Below are 19,534 nucleotides of genomic sequence, written 5' to 3' on the forward strand. Positions count from 1 at the left end.
CACCACAACGCCCAGCTGGGGATGGGTCGAACTGCGGTTACAGGTTGTGACTATTTTCGCCACCAGGTGGCTCGTCCACGCATGCCGTGATGCCAGGTGTCCGCCTGGAGTCGGGCGTTGTCGATGGCCTGCTGGTCGCGCTCGGAGCGGTATTCGCGGTGGGGCTCGTGTGGGCTCCAGTCGCCGATAAAAGGCCGTAGGTCGCCGGGCTTGGGTTCGATGTCGAAGCCGATCCCGGCAAGAGCTCGATCTCCTTGAGTGGGGTCGAGACGGTCGGCGACGTCTCGCGCCCACTCAATCCAACGGTTGCGGTTCTCCGACTCGGCCGGTTCTTCGGGCGCGGCCTGTCCGAGGGCGTCACAGAAGGCGCGGATCTCGTTGGCGGAGATCCAGGAATCGTAGGCCCGCCGGAACGCCTTCTTACGCAGGAGCTCTGCGGCCTGAGGGCGGGCCTCGTCGATGGCGGCCTGCCAGCGGCGACGCTCTTCCGCCCGCTTCCTTTCTTGCTCGGCGACGTATTCGTCATGGGCTCGCTGGGCGGCCAGTTTCGCTTCCTCGTCGGCGGCGATGCCGGCTTCGACGTCCCGGATGATGCGGGGAAGGCGTTTATCCAGGGTGGTGCGCTTTTCGTCGGTCCAGGTGTCCTTCTTATCCCAGCCGGTGCGGGCGATCTCCATTCGCAGCCGGCCGGAGGCGACCCGGTCGGTCTTGGGAAGCACCATCCACCGGTTACGCCGCAACTGTCGGGCCTCATCCTCGGTGGGGACGTGGGGGATGTCGTCGTACTCCTCGATCAGCCTGACCTTGCGACGGGTCTTGTCGACTTGAAGGTAGACCGACGGGGTCTTGGTTTTGGTGTTCACCCCGACCCGATGACCTCGTCGTCGGGCTTCGGCTGCGAGGCCGCGGATCAGGTCCAGCGCCCGGGGGACGGATGCTTTCGTGACTTCCAGCCCGGCGGGATTCGTTGCCAAGACGGCAAACACGAGGTCAGGGTCGGTGGTAACGCGGCGGGTGTTGAGTCGGATCCGGTTCCAGTCCGTCTCGTCCGGGTCGTCGTCGTTGGACAGGCGGATGATGAGGTCTCCGGCGGCGCGGCCGGTGTGCTTGAGGTGGAACCCGGCGGGTACGAGGCCGTGCTGCTTGGCGGCGTGGATGACCCGCCGATACCGGGCGCGTTCCTCAATGTCGGGGCTGTCGACTCGCAAAGTCCCGTCCTCGGCTTGAAGGCGTTCGACGAGTTGCCTGGCCTGTTCGATCGTCGCGGCGGTTGTGGACCGCGTCGAGCCGGCCGCCGTGGTCGTCTCGCCGGCTCGCGGCTGGGTCGGGGCTGGTTTACCTTGCGTGGCGGTGACGGTGGTCCGGGCGCGCTGGCGGGGTGCCGCCCTCCCGGCCGAGAGGCGGTCCGGGTGGTCGGGGTGGATGCCGTTGTCGAGGTAGAAGCGGCCGGCGTCGGTGATCTGGGCCCGCCACACGCCGCCTCGGCGGCTGACGTCAACGAGCCGACGGGCCTGCAACGCCCGGGCCGAGAGACGCTGGTCAACCCCGTCGGGGCCACTCAGGTCGTCCCCGTCACCGATCCGCCGCAACAACAGTAGTTGGTGTTCCTTCAGCGGATCCCATTTCTGCACGCTCTCGACCTTCGACGGCCACGAGCTGATCCGCAAGCAGCGACACTCGTCTTCGCCTGGACGCAGGTGGAGTCAGACGCGCATGGCGACATCGGGCCGGCGGGTGAACCCCGGCGCAGACAAATCCACCCACCCTCGCGGCGCCGCTACACCGGTTCCATCTGACCTCTACAAATGCCCCTTCGTCACCTTGGAGTACACCCTGTTCACGCATCGATGTTCACCGCCGCCGCTGGCGGCTACCACATCATCAACGTCTCCCGCTGACAGAGTCGGGCTTGACCTCCCGTTGCGGGTCCGGCCGACTCTCCCACTTGGCGTCCCGCTTCAACAGGACCCCCGAACGGACCCTTCGGTTCGGCTCACAGCCCAGGTCAGGGCCGCTGTCAGCGCCGTCTGTCGTGATGCGACAGACCCTCCGACTGGGTCTCTCCCCCCTGGGATGGTGATGGCGCATGCCTGATCAGCTGCTTCGTGTGCAGTCCCAGCTCACCGGCCGCGACCTCGTCCTGCTCGGTTGGCTGGCCGATCACGGTGTTCTCACCTCCTTCCAGATCGCCAATGCCCTTTTCCCCTCGGTCGATTACGCCCAGGAACGCCTGCGGGCCCTGATGCAGAAGTTGGGGGTAGTGGACCGGTTCCGGCCGCAGAAGCCCGATGGTGGTTCCTACCCCTTCCACTACGTGCTGGCGCAGCTCGGCGTCGAGGTCGTCGCCGCGCAGCGAGGCGAGGACCTGCCGCGCAGGGACCAGGCCCGGCGGAAGCGTTGGCACCTGACGAGGCGGGCGAACCTGCCGCATCTGCTCGGGGTCAACGGCTTCTTCACCGCCCTGGCCGGTCACGCCCGCACCCATCCCGGCAGCGAGTTAACGCGCTGGTGGCCGGCTGGACGTTGCCAGCAGACGGGGGCCTTCGCCGAGCCCGACGACGATGTCGCGGCCCGCGCTTATACGCCGAAGTCGCGGCCGGATGGGCACGGCATCTGGGTCGAAGGCGACCGCAGGGTGCCGTTCTTCCTGGAGTACGACCTCGGCACCGAACGGCCGCTTTCCCGACTGGTCGACAAGATCGACGGCTACCGGGAACTCGCGCACGCCACCGGCCGGATCTGGCCGGTCTTGTTCTGGCTGCACTCCCCGGAGCGGGAGCGGCACCTGCATCAGGAACTCGCCGCCGCCGGGACCATCTACCCGGTGGCTACCGCCGTGCACGCCGAGGTCACCGGCGTCACCCCGGCCGAGGCGATGTGGTGGCTGCACCGCTACCGCGGGGCGTCGATGCGTTTGGCCGACCTCCCTGTCGGAGGCAGCCGCACCAAGCAGGCCGGCTGACCCACAGCGGCGGACCCATCCCCGGTGACCGGACACGCGCCCACACAGGCGGCGACAAGGGCCATCCCGCCGTTGACCAGGCGGCCCCGCGGCGCGCGTGCGAGCGGTAACTGTCCGCGCCTTTCTCCGTCGAGGAAGGGCGGACGGTACCTCTGCTCTCGCCACGACAGCAAGCCTTCGAAACTGTCAGCCGCTCTCCGACCCCTGCGTGAGTTGTCGCGAGTCGCTGACAGTCCGAATCGTCTGCCGGTGACAGCGCTGCGAGCTATCGTCCGCGCCCCTCACGCCAGGCAGCCGTGACCGCCTCCAGTGGGCTTTTCCACATCAATCGGATCATCGCGCGCATTCGCATTCGCGCATTCGCGTAGGAAAGGAAACCGCATGAACGAAGGACTCCGACCCCAGCAGCGACACACGCTTTTCGGAGGACCGTGGCCACCGCGCCCCATGACGACGAAAATGCCGTCCGGAGCTATCCTGACGATCCGCATTCCGGTACCGCCACCAATAACGGCGGTGCGAGAACCACCTCAACCGGCGGAAAGGAAACGACGATTCCGATGCGTATCGCACGCGTCGAAACCATTCCCATGACCGCCGAAGACCTCGACAACGCCGCCGAAGCCCTCGCCGTCCTACTCAACCAGTTCTGGCGCGAACACCCCGACCTCGCCGCCTGAAACCCTCGCCCGACACCGGGGCGGCCCACCCGCGCGTGGGCCGCCCGTCGGCCGAGCCACCCCAACCCCGCACGGAGGAACCACCCTCATGTCAGGCAAGCCCACCCCCACCAGCGCACCGAAGCGACGCGGCCGACGTGCCCCCACGAGCACCCAGCCCGACACGTCGACCGGCCCGTGCCGGGTGTGCATCTACATCCGGCGCTCCACCGACGACGAGCACCAGCCCTTCAGCCTGCTCGCCCAACGCACCGCCCTGCGTAAGTACGTCGAGAGCCACCCCGACTGGGTCATCGTCTGCGAATTCGAAGATGACGCCTCCGGGGCCACCACCGACCGCCCCGGCTTGAAGAAGGCACTCGACGCCGCGAAAGCCGGCATGTTCGACGTCCTACTCGTTTACCGAGTAGACCGATTCAGTCGAAGCCTCGCTCACTTCATCGATCTCGCCGCCACCCTCGACGCCGCCAACGTGCGATTCGCCTCCGCCACCGAACCCGTCGACACCGGCGGTGCGATCGGTCGCATGATGCTGCAATTCCTCGCCGTGTTCGCCGAATTCGAACGCAACATGATCATCGACCGGGTGAAGAGTGGTATGACCGCGAAAGCCAGCAAAGGCCAATGGGCGGGAGGTAACCGCCCCTACGGCTACCTCGTCGACCGCGACACCCAACGCCTGGTGCCCCACCCCGACGAGGCACCCATCCTGCGGGACATCTTTTACCTCTACACGCGCGACCGTCTCGGCACACGCGCCATCGCCACCGAGTTGAACGCCCGCGGCGTCCCCAACCGCACCGGCAAAAAGTGGTCCGGACACACCATCAACCGGATCCTGGACAACCCCGCCTACGTCGGGGACATCGCCTACCGCGACATCCTCGTCCCCGACGCCCACGACGCACTTATCGACCGGGACACCTTCCGACGAGCCCAGTACATCGCCAACGCCCGAGGCGACGTCCAAACCCAGCGGGCCATGTCCGACTCGGACTACTACCTCACCGGCCTGTTGACATGTCCGCAGTGCGGACAGCGCTACATCGGCACATCCGCTAAAGGCCGGACCCGCCGCTACCGCTACTACACCTGCTTCACCCGCACCCGCTACGGCAAACACGCCACCTGCACCGCACCCCGGCTCCCCGCCGACGACCTCGACCACATGATCCTGCGGGCCCTGCTCGACTTCTACACCACCGCCGAACCCGTCCTCGCCGCCATGATCGACCGCGCCCACGCCCAACACGACACCACCAGCGACGACCGGCGGGCCGAACTCACCGCCATCGCCCACCAGATCACCAGCACCGAGAACGCGATCGACCGGTATCACGCGGCGTTCGAGAACGGCACCATGGATGACGCCACCGCCGGACCACGCATCCGCGAACTCCGCCAGCGACTGGCCCAACTCCAGGCCCGGCACACCGAACTCGACGCCGGCCTGACCGCCCAGCCCGAGCCCCCGCCGCCCGGCACCGTCGCCCGCATCCGCGACCACCTCAGCGCCATCATGACCAGCGGCACCGCCACCGAACGCAAAGCCGCCATCGAAACGCTCATCGCCGAAGTCCAACTCACCGACCAGGGAGTCGTACCCGTGTTCAAGATCCCCACCGACACGACAATGCCCCCGCCCGAAACGGACGAGGGCACTTCAGGAGTACCACCGGTTCGCACAATGGTGCGGTCGGTGGGGCGGGCGGGACTCGAACCCGCGACCGAGGGATTATGAGTCCCCTGCTCTAACCGGCTGAGCTACCGCCCCTGACACCGCGCCGGATCTTAACCCGCCCGGTGGATCACGGGCCAGCAGCGATCCGGCCCCACCTCATCACCGCCGCCGTCGCTTGAGCAGCACGATGGGCAACGCGAGGATAACAGTGAGCACCCAGCCGACCGCGATGACGCCCCAGAACCATGTGTCATCCGGCTCGCTGTCGGCGGCGAACATGCCGATGGTCAGCAGCAGGCAGAGGCCGCCCATCAGCAGGGTGCCCAGCCCGCTGAGCACCATCGCCGGGATCTCCCACCAGGAGCGTCCGGCGGGCTCGGCGGGGCGGACGATGGGCCTGGGCTGCGGAATCTGGTCCGGTGTGCGGGTCGGCATGGTGACGTGCCGGTCGGCCGGCACCCCGGTGTCGATGGCCTGGATCGTCCCCGGGGGCAACTCGAGCATGGTGGGCTCGATGTGCAGCACGATGGCGTCCGCGCCGATCAGTTGTCGCGCGCCGTCGGGCCAGGCGAGCATGGCGGAGCAGTCGTCGTAACGGACGGTCAACGGTCCCTCTGCCCGCAGGTAGGTCACACCGTCCGTGCCGATGCGGATCCCGCCGGCACCCTCCTTCGCCCGGTAGGTGGTGCCTTCCACGGTGTCGGCGGAGTGGATGGGTGCGGCGACGAAGCCGGCCCAGTCGGCGGTGTGCCCGCCGGGCACCATGAGGAGTGCCGACGCCGTCATCTCCCCGGCCACCTCGTGCAGGTCGGCGAGGTCGACGGTCTTCAGCTCGGCCCGGTGCTCGTCGATGCTGGGGTTCGGCTGCCCGGTCAGCACGTTGAGGGCGTACGACGGCAGCCGAGCGGCGTCCACCTCCGCGGTGCCGAGGAAGTCCTCCCGCTTGGCGACGGTGGCGTCGAGGTCCGCCTGCTCGATCCGCCCGACCCGCAGCTTGGCGAGGACGTCGACGAAGCCGCCGAGCACGGCGTCCTGCTTCTCCGCCAGCGCGTCGGCGAGTGCCCACAGCGACGCGTACCCGTCGCCACGCGGCTCGTACCCCGTGGTGGTGGTGTAGGACAGGCCGGCGTCCTGGCGAAGCGACCGGTACAGCTCGCGCTCCAGCACCCCGGCGAAGACACTGGCGGCGGTTCGCCGCCGCACCACGGAGTCGAGCACCACGGCCCGGGCGCCGCTGACGAAGTACGCCGGGGTCTGCGGCAGCGCCGACGAGGCCACCGGCACCGGCTGGCGGACGCCGGTGGGCAGCGGGAGGCGCAGCCCGGCGGGCACCCGGTCACCGGCGATCCAGAGCACCGCGTTCTCCCGGGTGAACCAGCGGGCCGTCCACTCGCGCAGGTCGTCGGCGGTGAGTGCGCTCAGCCCCCACTCGGGGTAGCTGCTCAGGCCGAAGTCCCGGGCGCCGTAGCGCCAGAGCGGGATCTCGTCGATCGCGACGGCGCCCCGGCTGCTCCACTCGGTGCGCAGGATCTCCTTCTCGACGTCCAGCCGCGCTGCCGGCAGGTCGGAGAGGTGCCCGCAGACAGCGGTGAGGAATCCCGCGATGTCCGCCTCGGAGCCCTGGGTGTGGAACGTGGTGAACGCGGGAGCGGTCGCGCCGTTGACGTGGTAGTCGGCGAGACCGAGCGGTGCGAGCGCGAGGTGCTCGATGAGGTGGGTGATGCCGGCGCGGGCGAGCGTCTCGTCGGCGGTGCCGACCCGGAAGGTCAACCCGGCGTGCATCGGCCCGCCGGTGGGGGCGAGCAGCGTGGGTACGCCGTCCACGTCCAGGTGCTGGATCATGACAGGCCACCCTTCGCGTATGCCTCGGCGCGGTACTTCGTGAAGCCGTCGGCTCCGCCGACGTAGCCCCAGGGGTATTCCGTGCCCAGGTTGCCGAGCGCGGTGAACTGGTTCGCGGCGGCGGACCACTGGCCGGTCACGCTGAACATCACCGCGAACGTCGAGCGGACCCAGACCCAGTCCGCTCGGTCGACGTAGTCGGGGTGCAACACGGAACGTCGCCCGGCCTGCATGATCTCGTTCGCCACCCGCACGCTGTGCAGGTAGTCCGTCTGCTCCTGGTGGCTGTCGAAGTCCAGCCAGCGTTCCATGTGCGCTTCGGCGATCAGCACGGCGTTGGGTGCCCCGTCGGGCGCGGTCTGGGCGCACTCGCGGGCGAAGGCGAAGGCCCGCTCCCAGTCGCCGCTCCACTTTGGGCAGAGCTGCTGGAGCAGGCTGGCCTGGGCGGGCAGGTGGTGTGGGTGATGTCGGGCGAGGCGGTCGTAACGGCGACGCGTCTCGTTCTGCCCCAGTTCCAGACCCCGGGCGAGGGTGATCCGTTGCGTCCAGGCCGCCGCGTCGTCCTCGTGCCGGGCGGTGACGTCGATGAGTACCTGTTCGGCCCGCCGCAGGTGGTCGTGGAACTGGTCGAACTGGTTCCGGCTGACGTGCTGGGCCCGGGCACCGCTGCGGATCCGCCAGCCGGTGCGGATGAGGCAGTTGCCGAGCAGCGTGCCGGCGAGGGCGTCGGTGGGGTCGTCGTCGTACACCCGCCGCAGAAACGGCTCGGTCCCTTCCTGCTCGCCGGCCGCCGCGACCAGCAGCGTCCGGACGGCGGGGTCGCGGTCGGCGAACAGCGCCTGCACGGCGGGCCAGTCGGCGGCGTCCAGCGCCTTACGCAGGTCGTTGACCTCGGGGTACGCGGCACCGGCGTCGAACGTGGGGGCCGGGAGAGGGGCGGGCATGGCGGGGATCATAGGTGATCAACTACGGCTGCGGCGTCCCGCTTTTCCGGTCATCCGTCGCTGGTCGACGCCGTTCGCAGCTCGTCCAGCACGGCTCCGGCGGCGCGCCAGCCGCTGGCGAGAGCGCCCTGGATGGATGGGCTGTCCCGGTGGTCACCGGCCACGAACAGGCCCTCCCCCAGCGCCACCGGCTTACGCAGCCGTCCCTGCGGCGGGGGCGCGGCCGGGAGTGCCTGCGGCACGGCGACGGTGGTGAGGTGGGTCCAGTCGGCGGTGGAACATCCGTACAGCCGGGTCAACTCGGCCCGTACGGTCGGCTCGGGCGGGGCCGTCGGGCCGACCACGGAGGTGGCCACCAGGTGCCGTCCGGCGGGTGCGTACGTTGCGGCGGCGTTGCTGAGCACCACCGTGTTCGCCACGATCTCCCGCCGGTCGCCGTCGACGAGCAGGATCGGTTCGCTCAGCGGCGGCTCGGGTGCGCTGTGGTAGTAGGTGGTGTAGCTGTGCATGCGTACCGTGGCCAGGGCCGGAAGCAGCGCGGACGCGGCGGGTGGGTCGACGGCGACCACGACGGCGCGGCAACGGATGTCGCCGGCCTGGGTGCGGACCCGGCCGGGGGCGACCTCCGCGACCGGGGTGTCCAGGTCGAGCAGGGCGGCCGGCAGCGGGGCGGCGACGGCCCTGGGCAACGCGGCCATCCCCTCGGCGGGCAGGCCGATCCGGCCCCGGGCGAAGGAGCGCAGCACCATCGCCAGGACGTGACTGGAGGTGGCCAGCTCCCGGTCGATGAACACCCCGGACAGGAACGGCCGCAGCAGCTCCTCGATGATCGCGTCGGAGAGGCCGGCGCGGCGCAGCGCCGTCTCGGTGCTGGTCTCCGGCGCGGCGAGCAGCCGGGACGTGGGCAGGGTGGCGCAGCCGGTGGCGAGCGCGGCGAAGCGTAGCCGGTCGAGCAGCGAGCCGACCCCGGCGAGCGCGGTGCGCGGCCCTCCGGTCGGCTCCCGCAGTGGGTTGACCAGCCGCAGCAGGTCGTCGCCCCTGCGCACCAGCACCCCGGAGGTGAAGTACCCGAGGGTGAGGCGGCCGGTGTCGAGCATCGTGCCGAGTCGGGGGTAGGCGGTGTTGAGCACCTGGAAGCCGCGATCGATCAGGTAGCCGTCGACGACGTCGGTGGCGACCCGACCGCCGAGCCGGCTGCCGGCCTCCAGCAGCCGCCAGGGCACGCCGGCGCGGTGCAGCCGGCGGGCGGCGGCGAGGCCGGCCAGGCCGCCGCCGACGATGACCACGTCGGTCTCAGCGAGCACCGCGCGCCTCCCGCTCGCCGTTCGCCCGGGCCATCCGGCCCGGCCACCAGATCTTCGGCCCGATGTCGTACGCGAGTGCCGGCACCAGCAGCGACCGGACGATGATCGTGTCGATCAGTACGCCGATCGCGACCGCGGTGCCCAGCTCGACCAGCACCACCAGCGGCAGGACGGCCAGCGCGGAGAACGTCGCGGCGAGCACGATGCCGGCGGAGGTGATCACCCCGCCGGTGACGGCGAGGCCGGCGAGCACACCGGCCCGGGTGCCACGCTTGACCGACTCCTCCCGGACCCGGCTCATCAGGAAGATGTTGTAGTCGATGCCGAGTGCGACCAGGAAGACGAACGCGAACAGCGGGAACGACGAGTCCACGCCGGGAAAGTCGAAGACGTGGCGGAACAGCAGGGCGCAGAGGCCGAGGGTCGCCGCGAAGCTGAGCAGGACGGTGGCGATCAGCAGCAACGGGGCGAGCAGGGCGCGCAGCAGCAGGGCCAGGATGACCGCGATGACCACCAGCACCACCGGGATGATGACGTTCTGGTCGCGCTTGGCGGCGTCCGAGGTGTCCACGTCGATCGCGGTGAAGCCGCCGACCACCGCGTCCGCGCCGGGCACCTGGTGTACGGCGCCCCGCAGTTCGCGGATGGTCCGCTCGGCGCCGTCGCTGTCGGGTGGGTCGGCCAGGGTCGCCTCCAGTTGCACCCGCCCGTCGACGACCTTCGGTGCGGCGTTCGGGTCGGGTGGGCCGGTCTGGGGGCCGGCGGTGAGCGGGCGGACCTCGGCGACGCCGGGTACGCCCTGCGCCACCTGGGCCACCTGCCGGGCGGTCTGCTCGGTGGTGAAGATGATGGCCGGGCTGCCGGTGCCGGCCGGGTAGTGCCGGGAGATCACCTCCTGGCCGTCCACCGAGTCGGTGCGTTGGGTGAACAGGTCGGACTGGCCGAGGGTGGTGGCGCCGAGCTGGGTGAGACCGAGCGTGAGGAGGGCCAGCACGACCGCGGTGCTCAGCCAGATCGGTCGGGCGTGCCGGGCCACGAAGCCGGCGATTCGGCTCCAGATGCCGTGCTCGGCCCGTGGGTCGGCCTGGTCCTCCCGTGGGCGGCGGGGCCAGAACGCCCACCGGCCGCCGAGCAGCAGCAGCGCGGGCAAGAAGGTGAGCATCACCAGCAGGGTGGCGGCGATGCCGATGGCGGCGACCGGGCCGAGCGCCCGGTTGGAGTTGAGGCTGGACAGCAGCAGGCAGAGCAGGCTCAGGATGACCGTGCCGCCGGAGGCGATGATGGCCGGGGCGGCGCCCTTCCACGCCGTTCGCATGGCGTCCCAGGGGCGGTCGTGGCGGTGCAGCTCCTCCCGGTAGCGGGCGATCAGCAGCAGCGCGTAGTCGGTGCCGGCGCCGAAGACGAGCACGGTGAGGATGCCCTGGGCCTGCCCGTTGAGTTTGACCACGTCGGCGTCGGCGAGCAGGTAGACGAAGATCGAGGCGAGCGCGTACGACATCCCGGCGGACAGCAGCGGAAAGATCCAGAGCACCGGGCTGCGGTAGACGACCAGCAGGATGATCAGCACCACGACCAGGGTGACCAGCAGCAGTGGCCCGTCGATGGCGGAGAACACCTCGATCAGGTCGGCGAGCAGGCCGGCCGGTCCGGAGACGTCCACGGTCAATCCGTCCCGGTCACCGCCGGTGATGTCGCGTAACTGTTCGACGACCGAGCCGATCCGCTCCCCGTCGGCGTCGTCCACCGGCACGACGACCTGGAGTGCCTGGCCGTCCTCGCTGGGGATGGGCGGGGGCAGCGGGGTGACCACGCCGGGCAGCTGGGCGAACCGGGCGGCGTCGGCGCTGACCCGCTGCCTGTCCGCGTCGGTGATTCCGGAGGGGCGCTCGTAGACGACCAGAGCCGGGATGGTCTGCCGCTCGACGAACCGGCCGGCGAGGTCCTGGGCGCGGGTCGCCTCGGCGTCGGTGGGCAGGAAGGCGGCGTTGTCGTTGGTGGCGACCTCGCTGAGGCGCCCGGCGTACGGCCCGGCCACGCCGCCGATCACCAGCCAGGCGAGCACGACCGCCACCGCGATCAGCGTGGCCCTGCCGCCTCGTCCGGCCATCCGTACTCACCTCAAGGATCGACGCATAAATCGACGCAGCGGGAGTCTAGGTCGACATCGACCATCCTGCCGGGCGAGTGCGTCGCGGGAGGGCGAAACCGGGGCCACGCGCACGAAAACGCCCGTCGGCGTACTGCCGACGGGCGCTGGGTGGAGAAGCTCCCCCGATTGGACTCGAACCAATAACCTGCCGGTTAACAGCCGGCTGCTCTGCCAATTGAGCTACAGGGGACCGTGCACCGCGCGACCCCGGTTCTCGCCGGCGCCGTGCGACGGGACAAGAGTACAGGACATTCCCCGGTGGCGGTCCAGTGGGTTACGCCCCACCCCCACAATGATCAAGACGCGCAGGTCAGCGTCCGGGACGCATCGACAATTAGGGTAAATCGCCATCCCGGCACAAGCATGCTTGAGCGGGGAGCAGGATGGGTAGTTAGCTGCGGACAGAGGACGCAGGCGCGAATTGGTCGCTTCCGACGGGACAACTCGCCGGAGCGACGGCGCGTCAGGTACGGAAGGAGCCGCCATGCGCGGAAAGATCATGTTTCTTGGCGGGCTGGCTGCGGGATTCGTCCTGGGCGCCCGTGCCGGCCGGGAGAAGTACGAAGAGCTCGTGGTCCGGGGCCGCAAGGTGCTCGACCACCCGACCGTCCAGGAAGCGGCCGGGGTCGCTCAGGCCCAGGCCAACAAGCTCTACAGCGAGGGCAAGGACAAGCTCGGCCAGACCAAGCTGGGCGAGAAGCTGGGCACCGGCAACGGCAGCACCGGCAAGCAGGAGCTGACCGCCGCCGACGACGCGTTCGCCGGCACGCCCGCCACCGTGGGCGCCAAGGCGGGCACCCACACGGTCGGCACGACCTCCGGGTCGCCGTCGTCCACCAACCCCCGCACCAAGCCGTCCGGCTCGGGCACGAACGCCAGCACGCTCTGACCGATCGCACGTCGACGGGCCGGCCGCCGCAGGGCGACCGGCCCGTGGTCTGTCCGGGGTGCGGTCAGTCCTTGCTGCTGAACGCCGCGTCGAAGGCGGCGCTCGGGGCGTCGAAGGCGAGCCGGCGGACGAACTGCAACGCCTCCGGGGCACCGACCAGCCGGTCCATTCCGGCGTCCTCCCACTCGACCGAGATCGGGCCGGTGTACCCGATCGCGTTCAACGCGCGGAAGCAGTCCTCCCAGGGCACGTCGCCATGCCCGGTGGAGACGAAGTCCCACCCGCGACGCAGGTCCGCCCAGGGCAGGTGCGAGGCGAGCCGACCACGCCGGCCGTCCCCGGTACGCACCTTCGCGTCCTTGCAGTCCACGTGGTAGATCCGGTCGGCGAAGTCGAAGATGAAGTTCACCGGGTCCAGTTCCTGCCAGACGAAGTGCGACGGGTCCCAGTTCAGCCCGAACGCGGGCCGGTTGCCGATCGCCTCCAACGTCCGCTTCGTCGTCCAGTAGTCGTACGCGATCTCGCTGGGGTGCACCTCGTGCGCGAACCGCACCCCCACCTCGTCGAACACGTCGAGGATCGGGTTCCACCGGTCGGCGAAGTCCTGGTAGCCGCGCTCGATCATCGACGGCGGGACCGGCGGGAACATCGCGAGGGTGTGCCAGATCGACGAACCGGTGAAGCCCACGACCGTCTTCACCCCGAGCTTCGCGGCCGCCCGCGCGGTGTCCTTGATCTCCTCGGCGGCCCGCTGGCGAACCCCCTCGGGCTCCCCGTCACCCCAGATCCGACCGGGCAGGATGTCCTGGTGCCGCTCGTCGATCGGGTGGTCACAGACCGCCTGACCGACCAGGTGGTTGGAGATCGTGAAGACCTCGAGGTTGTGCTTCGCGAGGGTCTCCCGCTTGCGCTCGACGTACGAGTCGTCGGCGAGCGCCTTGTCGACCTCGAAGTGGTCGCCCCAGCAGGCGATCTCCAGGCCGTCGTAGCCCCACTCGGAGGCGAGCCGGCAGACCTCCTCGAACGGCAGGTCGGCCCACTGGCCGGTGAAGAGCGTGATGGGTCGCGCCATTGTCCTTCTCCCCTGTTGTCATGGGGATTCCCTGTGCGGACCAGGGCGAGGGTGACTGGGCGTACGTGGCGTCGGGGTGGTCACCGGTGGGTGCGGAACACACCTGGGCCCGGCGGGTTGCGCCTCCCACCGGGTCACCGGCCACCAGCACGGTCGCCGCCCCCACCCTATTTCCGCGACACCCCATCGCGAAAGCCCCGCAGCCGGTTGATCATTCGGCCATCTCCTCGGGGGCGGGCAGGACGGCACGTACGGTGAAGCCGCCACCGGCGCGCGGGCCGGCGGAGAACGTGCCGCCGAGCCGCTCCACGCGCCCGCGTACGACGAGCAGACCCCGCCCGGCGCCCTGGGTGGCCCCGCCTGCCGGCGCGGGACCAGCGCCCTCGTCGCGTACCTCGATGGTGATGCCCGTGGCGTCGTAGCGCAGGCGGACCGCGACCGGCGCGCCCGGGGCGTGCCGACACGCGTTGGTCAGCGACTCCTCGATGATCCGGTACGCCACGACGTCGACCGGGCCGGGCAGCGGCCGGGGCTGCCCGGCCAGGCTCCAGCGCACCGGCTGGCCCGCGGCGAAGCCCTCCACCAGCGCGTCGAGGCGATTGAGGCTGGGTGCCGGCTCGAACGGATCGTCAGGTTCGTCGGGCGGGCGCAGCGCATCGCGCAGTCGGTGCCCCTGCGCCAGCACCATCCCGCGCCACTGCGCGAACCGCCCCATGCAGGTCAAGGTACGGCAGCCGGCTGTGAGCCGATCTGCGGCGTCCCGACTGCCGCCGGGTCTGTGGGTGCCACGCCGACCGGCGGCCCCGGGTTGTCGGCGGGTCGGTGTGAGTGCCGAGAACACGATGCCTCTGAGTCATCAATATGACTCAGAGGCATCGCGCTTACGGGGATGACCGCACCTCGCCGGTCAGGGCACGCCCGGCGGGGCAGCCCCAGGACTCAATCGGTCAGGGCAGCGTCCACTTCTGGTTGGCCGCGCCCAGGCAGGTCCAGAGGTGCACGACGGTGCTGTCCGCCGAGTTGTTCCCGGAGACGTCCAGGCACTTGCCCGACGACGGGTTGCGCAGAGTGCCGTCGGCCTGGGCCGCCCAGTTCTGCGCACCGGTGCCGTTGCAGGTCCAGAGCTGGATCTTGGTTCCGTCGGCGGTGCCGCTGCCCGACACGTCCAGGCACTTGCCGAGCGCCTTGATCGTCGAGTTCGGCGTCACGGTCCAGGTCTGCGCCGTACCGCCGTTGCAGGTGTAGATCTGGATCTGGGTGCCGTCCGCGGTGCCGCCGCTGCGCACGTCCAGGCACTTGCCGGCCAGACCCTTGATCGGGCCGACACCGGGAGTGCCACCACTCCCCTTGACCAGGGTGAAGTCGTCCACGTCGAAGAGCCCCGTGCCACTACCGGTGAAGGTGAGGTAGAGGTTCTGGGTGCCGGACGGGACGCCGGACAGGGCGGTGGTGACGTTGGCGAAGGTCGTCCAGCTGCCGGTGTTCGGCACCGCGACCGAGCCGAGCACCGGGCCGGTGGCCGAACCGGTGCGCACCTGGATGGTGCCGCCGGCGCCACCCGAGACGACCCGGGACGTGAACGAGGTGACCCCGGTCAGGTTCACACCGTTGTACGCGGCCCAGTCACCCGGGTCGATGTAGCCGATGGTCTGCCCACCGTTGGCGCCCGCCTTGGTGAACGGGGTGACCCCGTTGGCCGAGCTGAACGCCTCGGCCTGGACCGTGGTGTTCCCGGTCGGCGGCGGCGTGGTGCCCAGCTCCTTGATCCGGATGTTGCGGAACGAGGCGTCGTCACCGGTGCCGTGGTTCTGGATGCCGATGTGACCGGCCAGCGAACGGACCGGGTTGGTGTTGGTGAAGTCGTTGATCTTCACCCCGTTGAGGAAGATCTGCAGACGCTCACCCTCGACCAGCAGCTCGTAGGTGTTCCACTCCCCCGGTGCGTTGAGCGCCGCGTCGCGCGCCGCGGTGTCGGCGGACTTGAAGGTGTAGACCGACCCGGTCGTGCGATCGGCGGCGTCGGTGGCGTCGATCTGGATCTCGTAGCCGTTGTCGACCGCGGACCACGGGTCACTGGACGGCGGGAAACCGATGAAGATGCCGGAGTTGTCGTCGCCGGCCAGCTTCCAGTCCAGCTTCAGCGAGTAGTTGGTGTACTGCTTCGCGTTGTACCAGAACAGCCCCATGCCGCCCACCGAGGTCAGGGTGGCGTCGGAGTTGGTGAAGCTGCCCGGGCCGGCCTGCGACCAGCCGGTCGTCGAGCCGTTGAAGATCGGCGTGTAGCCGGTCTCGGGCCGGCAGTCGGCCTTGCTCCGACCGGAGGCGTACCGGATGCCGCCGAGCAGGTGGGCCCGGAACGCCGGCTCCGCGTACGACGCCTGGGTGTGCCCGGCGCCGGTGTAGAAGGAGCGGCCGCCGCCGTAGCTCTTGCACCAGGTGAGCGGGTGGTCGGCGCCCATCCCGCCACCGGAGTACGACGACTCGTCCAGCGTGGTCAGCACGTGGGCGGTCGACCGGGCGTTGGTCCGGTAGTTGTACCACTCGTCGGTGCGGGTCCAGGTCTGCGGCAGGTGCGCGGTCGACGCGTGCCCCCGGTCCTCCACCTTGATGTTGGCCTGCTGGATCGCCGGGTGCGAGGCGAACCACGCGCCCACCAGGTTGCCGTAGAACGGCCAGTCGTACTCGGTGTCGGCGGCGGCGTGCACACCCACGTACCCGCGACCCGAGCCGATGTACGACTCGAAGGCGGTCTGCTGGGTGGCGTTGAGCACGTCGCCGGTGGTGTTGAGGAAGACGACCGCCTCGTACTGGGCGAGGTTGGCGGTGGTGAACGCGGCGGCGTCCTCCGTGGCGGTGACGGTGAAGTTGTTCGCCGCGCCCAGGTCGCGGATGGTCTGGATGCCGACCGGGATCGCGTCGTGCCGGAAGCCGGCGGTCTTGGAGAAGACCAGCACGTCGTACGGGGCGTCGGCGGCGCTGGCCGGGCTGGCCGGGGTGGTGCAGGCGATGACGGCGAGGGCGGCCATGGCCGCACCGAGGACGGGTCGCAGGAGTCTGCGCATATCGCTCTCCTAATTGCGGTTAGGAGGGGCCCCTCGCACCACTCTAGGCGTTGCCGAGGAGCCCCTCCTGTCAGCTCAGGGCAGGATCCACTTTTGGTTGGCGGCGCCGGCGACGCAGGTCCACAGGTGGACCACCGTGCTGTCGGCGGAGTTGTTGCCGGAGACGTCGAGGCACTTGCCGGACGCCGCGTTGCGTACCGTGCCGTCGGCCTGCGCGGCCCAGTTCTGCGCCCCGGTCCCGTTGCAGGTCCAGAGCTGGATCTTGGTGCCGTCGGCGGTGCCAGCACCCGACACGTCCAGGCACTTGCCCAATGACCTGATCGTGGAGTTCGGGGTGACCGTCCAGTTCTGCGCCGTACTGCCGTTGCAGGTGTAGATCTGGATCTGGGTGCCGTCGGCGGTGGCGGCGTTGCGCACGTCCAGGCACTTTCCGCCCAGACCCTTGATCGGCCCAGCCCCACCGGTCGGTGGCGTACCGGTGACGAAGGTGAACGCGTCCAGGTCGTAGAGCGCCCCGGTGCCCGACCCGGCGAATGTCAGGTAGAGGGTGGTCGTGCCGGTCGGCGGGTTGGTGATCGTGCCGGTGACCGTGGTGAAGGTTTCCCAGCCGCCGGTCACCGGGACCGTGGCCGAGCCGAGCACCGTGCCGGTGGCCGAGCCCGCGCGGACCTGGAGGGTGCCGCCCGCGCCCGCCGAGGAGACCCGGGCGTTGAACGAGGTCACGTTGCCCAGCCGGTACGGCTGGAACGCGATCCAGTCACCGTTGTTGATGTCGCCGACGGTCTTGCCGCCCTCGGCCGGGGTCTTGCTGAACACGTTGATCCCGGACGAGGTGCCGTAGAACTCGGCCTGCCGGTGCCGTGGTGGCAGCGTGTGCTGGGTGTGCGTCGTCAGCCCACCGGCGTCGGTGTACTCGGCGTCGAAGATCGCGAAGATGTTCGCCGCGTCGTCGTGCTCACCGTCGACCGGGATGGTGATCGTGCCCGAGCAGCCGGTCTGCGAGGTGATCTGGTGCCCGTGCTGGTCGTGCCCGAGCACGTAGGTCATCTTGACCTTCGTGCAGTCGATCGTGCCGTCCTCCGGGTCGGTCACCGTGATGCTGAACGGCACGGTGTCGCCGAAGCTGAACAGCTGGCCGTTGCCGGGGTTGTTGATGGTCACCGTGGGCGCGGTGTTGCCGACGTTGATCTGCACACTGCTGCTGCCGGTGGCGCCCTGCGGGTCGCGCACCGTCAGCGTGGCGGTGTAGGTGCCGTTGGCGGTGTAGGTCTTCGACGGGTTGGCCGCGGTCGAGGTGGTTCCGTCACCGAAGGCCCACGAGTAGGTCAGCGCGCCGCCCTCGGGGTCGGACGAGCCGGCCGAGGAGAAGGTCACCGCGAGCGGGGCCGCACCGGAGGTCCGGTTGGCGCTGGCCACCGCGGTCGGTGCCCGGTTGCCGCCGCCGACGTAGTCGAAGCGGTAGAGCGCCGAGTTGGCGTCGCCGTTGAAGTAGCCGGTGCCGTAGTCGAGCACGTAGTAGGCGCCGTCCGGGCCGAACGCGGAGTCCATCACCTGCTTGCCGACCCAGGGGAAGGTGTCGATGGTGCCCCGGGAGCCGTCGGAGTTGACGTGGATTGGCTTGATCCAGCCTCGGCCGAACTCGGTGGCGAAGAACTGGCCGTCGAACGACTGCGGGAACTTGGTCGTCGACGTCGACGAGGCGTTGTACCGGTAGACCGGGCCGCCCATCGGGGACTCGGAGCCGCCGCCGAACTCCGTCGGGGTGCCCGCGTCACCGGCGTAGCGGATCCAGGCCGGTTGGGCGGCCGGCAGAGTGGTCAGGCCGGTGTTGCGGAACGAGTTGTTGGTCGGCCCGCCGGTGCAGTTGTACTTCGCACCGCTGGTGTTGGTGGCGAAGTCCCACTCGTTGTACGTCTCGGTGGTGGTGTTGGTGCCGGTGCAGTACGGCCAGCCGTAGTTGCCCGGCGCCGCGACCCGGTTGAACTCGACCTGGCCGGACGGCCCCCGGGTGGAGCTGGTGGAGCCGGCGTCCGGGCCGTAGTCACCGACGTAGACGACGCCGGTGGCCTTGTCCACGCTGATCCGGAACGGGTTGCGGAACCCCATCGCGTAGATCTCCGGCCGTGTCCTGGCCGTGCCGGGCGCGAAGAGGTTGCCCGTCGGGATGGAGTACGTCCCGTTCGCGTTCACCTTGATCCGCAGGATCTTGCCGCGCAGGTCGTTGGTGTTGCCGGCGCTGCGCTGCGCGTCGTACGCCGGGTTGCGGTTGGTCCGCTCGTCCAGCGGCGAGTAGCCGGAGGATTCGAACGGGTTGGTGTCGTCGCCGGTGGACAGGTAGAGGTTGCCGGCGGCGTCGAAGTCGATGTCCCCACCGACGTGACAGCACACGCCGCGACTGGCCGGCACGTCGAGCACGTCGACCTTGCTGGCCTGGTTGAGCGTGAAGTCGGCGTTGAGGGTGAACCGGGAGAGCCGGTTGACGCCATTCCAGGCCGAGAAGTCGGTGCCGGTGGCCGGCGCGTCGCCGCCGGGGGTGGAGAGCGGCGGGGCGTAGTAGAGGTAGATCTGCCGGTTGGTGGCGAAGCCCGGGTCGACCCCGACGCCCTGCAGCCCCTCCTCGTCGTGGGTGTAGACCGACAGGGTGCCGATCAGGGAGGTGGTGCCGTTGGCGTCGGTGCGGCGCAGGGTGCCGTTGCGGGCGGTGTGCAGGACGGAGCGGTCCGGGAGCACGGCCAGCGACATCGGCTCACCCATGTCGGCCACGCCGCGGGCGAGCTCGACCTGCTGGAAGTCGGTCGCGTTGATCGGATGCGCCTGTGCGGGTGTCGGGCCGGCGCCGAGTGCGACAGTGCCGGCCGCGGCCACCAGCAACACTGCCGATCCGGCGGAGAACCATCGTCGGGATCGATGTTTGGGAGCGTCCTTCATGGACATCTGTGCTGCCCCTTC

The 19,534-nt window shown here is 69.8% G+C and carries 13 protein-coding genes and 2 tRNA genes; 4 read left to right on the forward strand and 11 right to left on the reverse strand.

Annotated features, from left to right (window positions below; all coding sequences use genetic code 11):
• Nucleotides 1-50: 50 nt before the first annotated feature.
• Nucleotides 51-1,631 carry a hypothetical protein gene (locus tag ACQEUX_RS20055; RefSeq protein ID WP_433050473.1) on the reverse strand — a complete coding sequence of 527 codons (1,581 nt, stop codon included), beginning with the start codon at nt 1,629-1,631 and terminating at the stop codon, nt 51-53.
• Nucleotides 1,632-2,086: 455 nt separating this feature from the next.
• Between ACQEUX_RS20055 and ACQEUX_RS20060 the strand changes: the two genes are divergently transcribed.
• The 3 genes from ACQEUX_RS20060 to ACQEUX_RS20070 all read left to right on the forward strand — a co-directional run bounded on the left by ACQEUX_RS20060 (nt 2,087) and on the right by ACQEUX_RS20070 (nt 5,383).
• Nucleotides 2,087-2,962: a replication-relaxation family protein gene (locus ACQEUX_RS20060; RefSeq protein ID WP_433050476.1), complete on the forward strand. Its 876-nt coding sequence runs from the start codon at nt 2,087-2,089 to the stop codon at nt 2,960-2,962.
• A 431-nt stretch (nt 2,963-3,393) separates the two neighbouring features.
• A complete protein-coding gene (locus ACQEUX_RS20065) occupies nt 3,394-3,642 on the forward strand; it encodes a hypothetical protein (RefSeq protein ID WP_433050479.1) in 249 nt (82 codons plus the stop codon).
• 88 nt (nt 3,643-3,730) lie between these two features.
• Nucleotides 3,731-5,383 carry a recombinase family protein gene (locus tag ACQEUX_RS20070; protein WP_433056984.1) on the forward strand — a complete coding sequence of 551 codons (1,653 nt, stop codon included), beginning with the start codon at nt 3,731-3,733 and terminating at the stop codon, nt 5,381-5,383.
• On the opposite strand, the gene ACQEUX_RS20075 is transcribed toward ACQEUX_RS20070, so the two are convergent.
• The 6 genes from ACQEUX_RS20075 to ACQEUX_RS20100 all read right to left on the reverse strand — a co-directional run bounded on the left by ACQEUX_RS20075 (nt 5,343) and on the right by ACQEUX_RS20100 (nt 11,752).
• Nucleotides 5,343-5,416: transfer RNA gene (locus tag ACQEUX_RS20075), tRNA-Ile, on the reverse strand. The two genes, ACQEUX_RS20070 and ACQEUX_RS20075, sit on opposite strands and share 41 nt — an antisense overlap.
• A 66-nt stretch (nt 5,417-5,482) precedes the next feature.
• The gene (locus tag ACQEUX_RS20080) at nt 5,483-7,165 is read right to left on the reverse strand and encodes a M16 family metallopeptidase (protein ID WP_433050482.1); all 1,683 of its coding nucleotides are present in this window, start codon (nt 7,163-7,165) and stop codon (nt 5,483-5,485) included.
• Nucleotides 7,162-8,109 carry a hypothetical protein gene (locus tag ACQEUX_RS20085; RefSeq protein ID WP_433050485.1) on the reverse strand — a complete coding sequence of 316 codons (948 nt, stop codon included), beginning with the start codon at nt 8,107-8,109 and terminating at the stop codon, nt 7,162-7,164. Before ACQEUX_RS20085 ends, ACQEUX_RS20080 begins: the two co-directional genes overlap by 4 nt.
• A gap of 50 nt (nt 8,110-8,159) precedes the next feature.
• A complete protein-coding gene (locus ACQEUX_RS20090; RefSeq protein ID WP_433050488.1) occupies nt 8,160-9,413 on the reverse strand; it encodes an FAD-dependent oxidoreductase in 1,254 nt (417 codons plus the stop codon).
• The gene (locus ACQEUX_RS20095; RefSeq protein WP_433050491.1) at nt 9,403-11,520 is read right to left on the reverse strand and encodes an MMPL family transporter; all 2,118 of its coding nucleotides are present in this window, start codon (nt 11,518-11,520) and stop codon (nt 9,403-9,405) included. The genes ACQEUX_RS20090 and ACQEUX_RS20095 overlap by 11 nt, the downstream gene beginning before the upstream one ends.
• 159 nt (nt 11,521-11,679) lie before the next feature.
• Nucleotides 11,680-11,752: transfer RNA gene (locus ACQEUX_RS20100), tRNA-Asn, on the reverse strand.
• A 294-nt stretch (nt 11,753-12,046) separates the two neighbouring features.
• On the opposite strand from ACQEUX_RS20100, the gene ACQEUX_RS20105 reads away from it, so the two are divergent.
• Nucleotides 12,047-12,451: a hypothetical protein gene (locus tag ACQEUX_RS20105; protein ID WP_433050494.1), complete on the forward strand. Its 405-nt coding sequence runs from the start codon at nt 12,047-12,049 to the stop codon at nt 12,449-12,451.
• Nucleotides 12,452-12,515: 64 nt separating this feature from the next.
• On the opposite strand, the gene ACQEUX_RS20110 is transcribed toward ACQEUX_RS20105, so the two are convergent.
• From ACQEUX_RS20110 to ACQEUX_RS20125, 4 genes are all read right to left on the reverse strand, one after another.
• Nucleotides 12,516-13,523, reverse strand: coding sequence for a sugar phosphate isomerase/epimerase family protein (locus ACQEUX_RS20110; RefSeq protein WP_030488695.1), 1,008 nt, complete (start codon nt 13,521-13,523; stop codon nt 12,516-12,518).
• A 211-nt stretch (nt 13,524-13,734) separates the two neighbouring features.
• Complete coding sequence (locus ACQEUX_RS20115; protein WP_433050498.1) at nt 13,735-14,238, reverse strand: sensor histidine kinase; 504 nt, start codon at nt 14,236-14,238, stop codon at nt 13,735-13,737.
• A gap of 232 nt (nt 14,239-14,470) precedes the next feature.
• Entirely contained in the window at nt 14,471-16,585 is a 2,115-nt protein-coding gene (locus ACQEUX_RS20120) for a ThuA domain-containing protein (protein WP_433050501.1), read from the reverse strand.
• A 75-nt stretch (nt 16,586-16,660) separates the two neighbouring features.
• Complete coding sequence (locus tag ACQEUX_RS20125; RefSeq protein ID WP_433050504.1) at nt 16,661-19,519, reverse strand: PQQ-dependent sugar dehydrogenase; 2,859 nt, start codon at nt 19,517-19,519, stop codon at nt 16,661-16,663.
• Between the last annotated feature and the right edge of the window lie 15 nt (nt 19,520-19,534).

The sequence above is a fragment of the Micromonospora sp. CA-259024 genome (genome assembly GCF_050936255.1).
In the GTDB taxonomy this organism is placed as follows: Bacteria; Actinomycetota; Actinomycetes; order Mycobacteriales; family Micromonosporaceae; genus Micromonospora.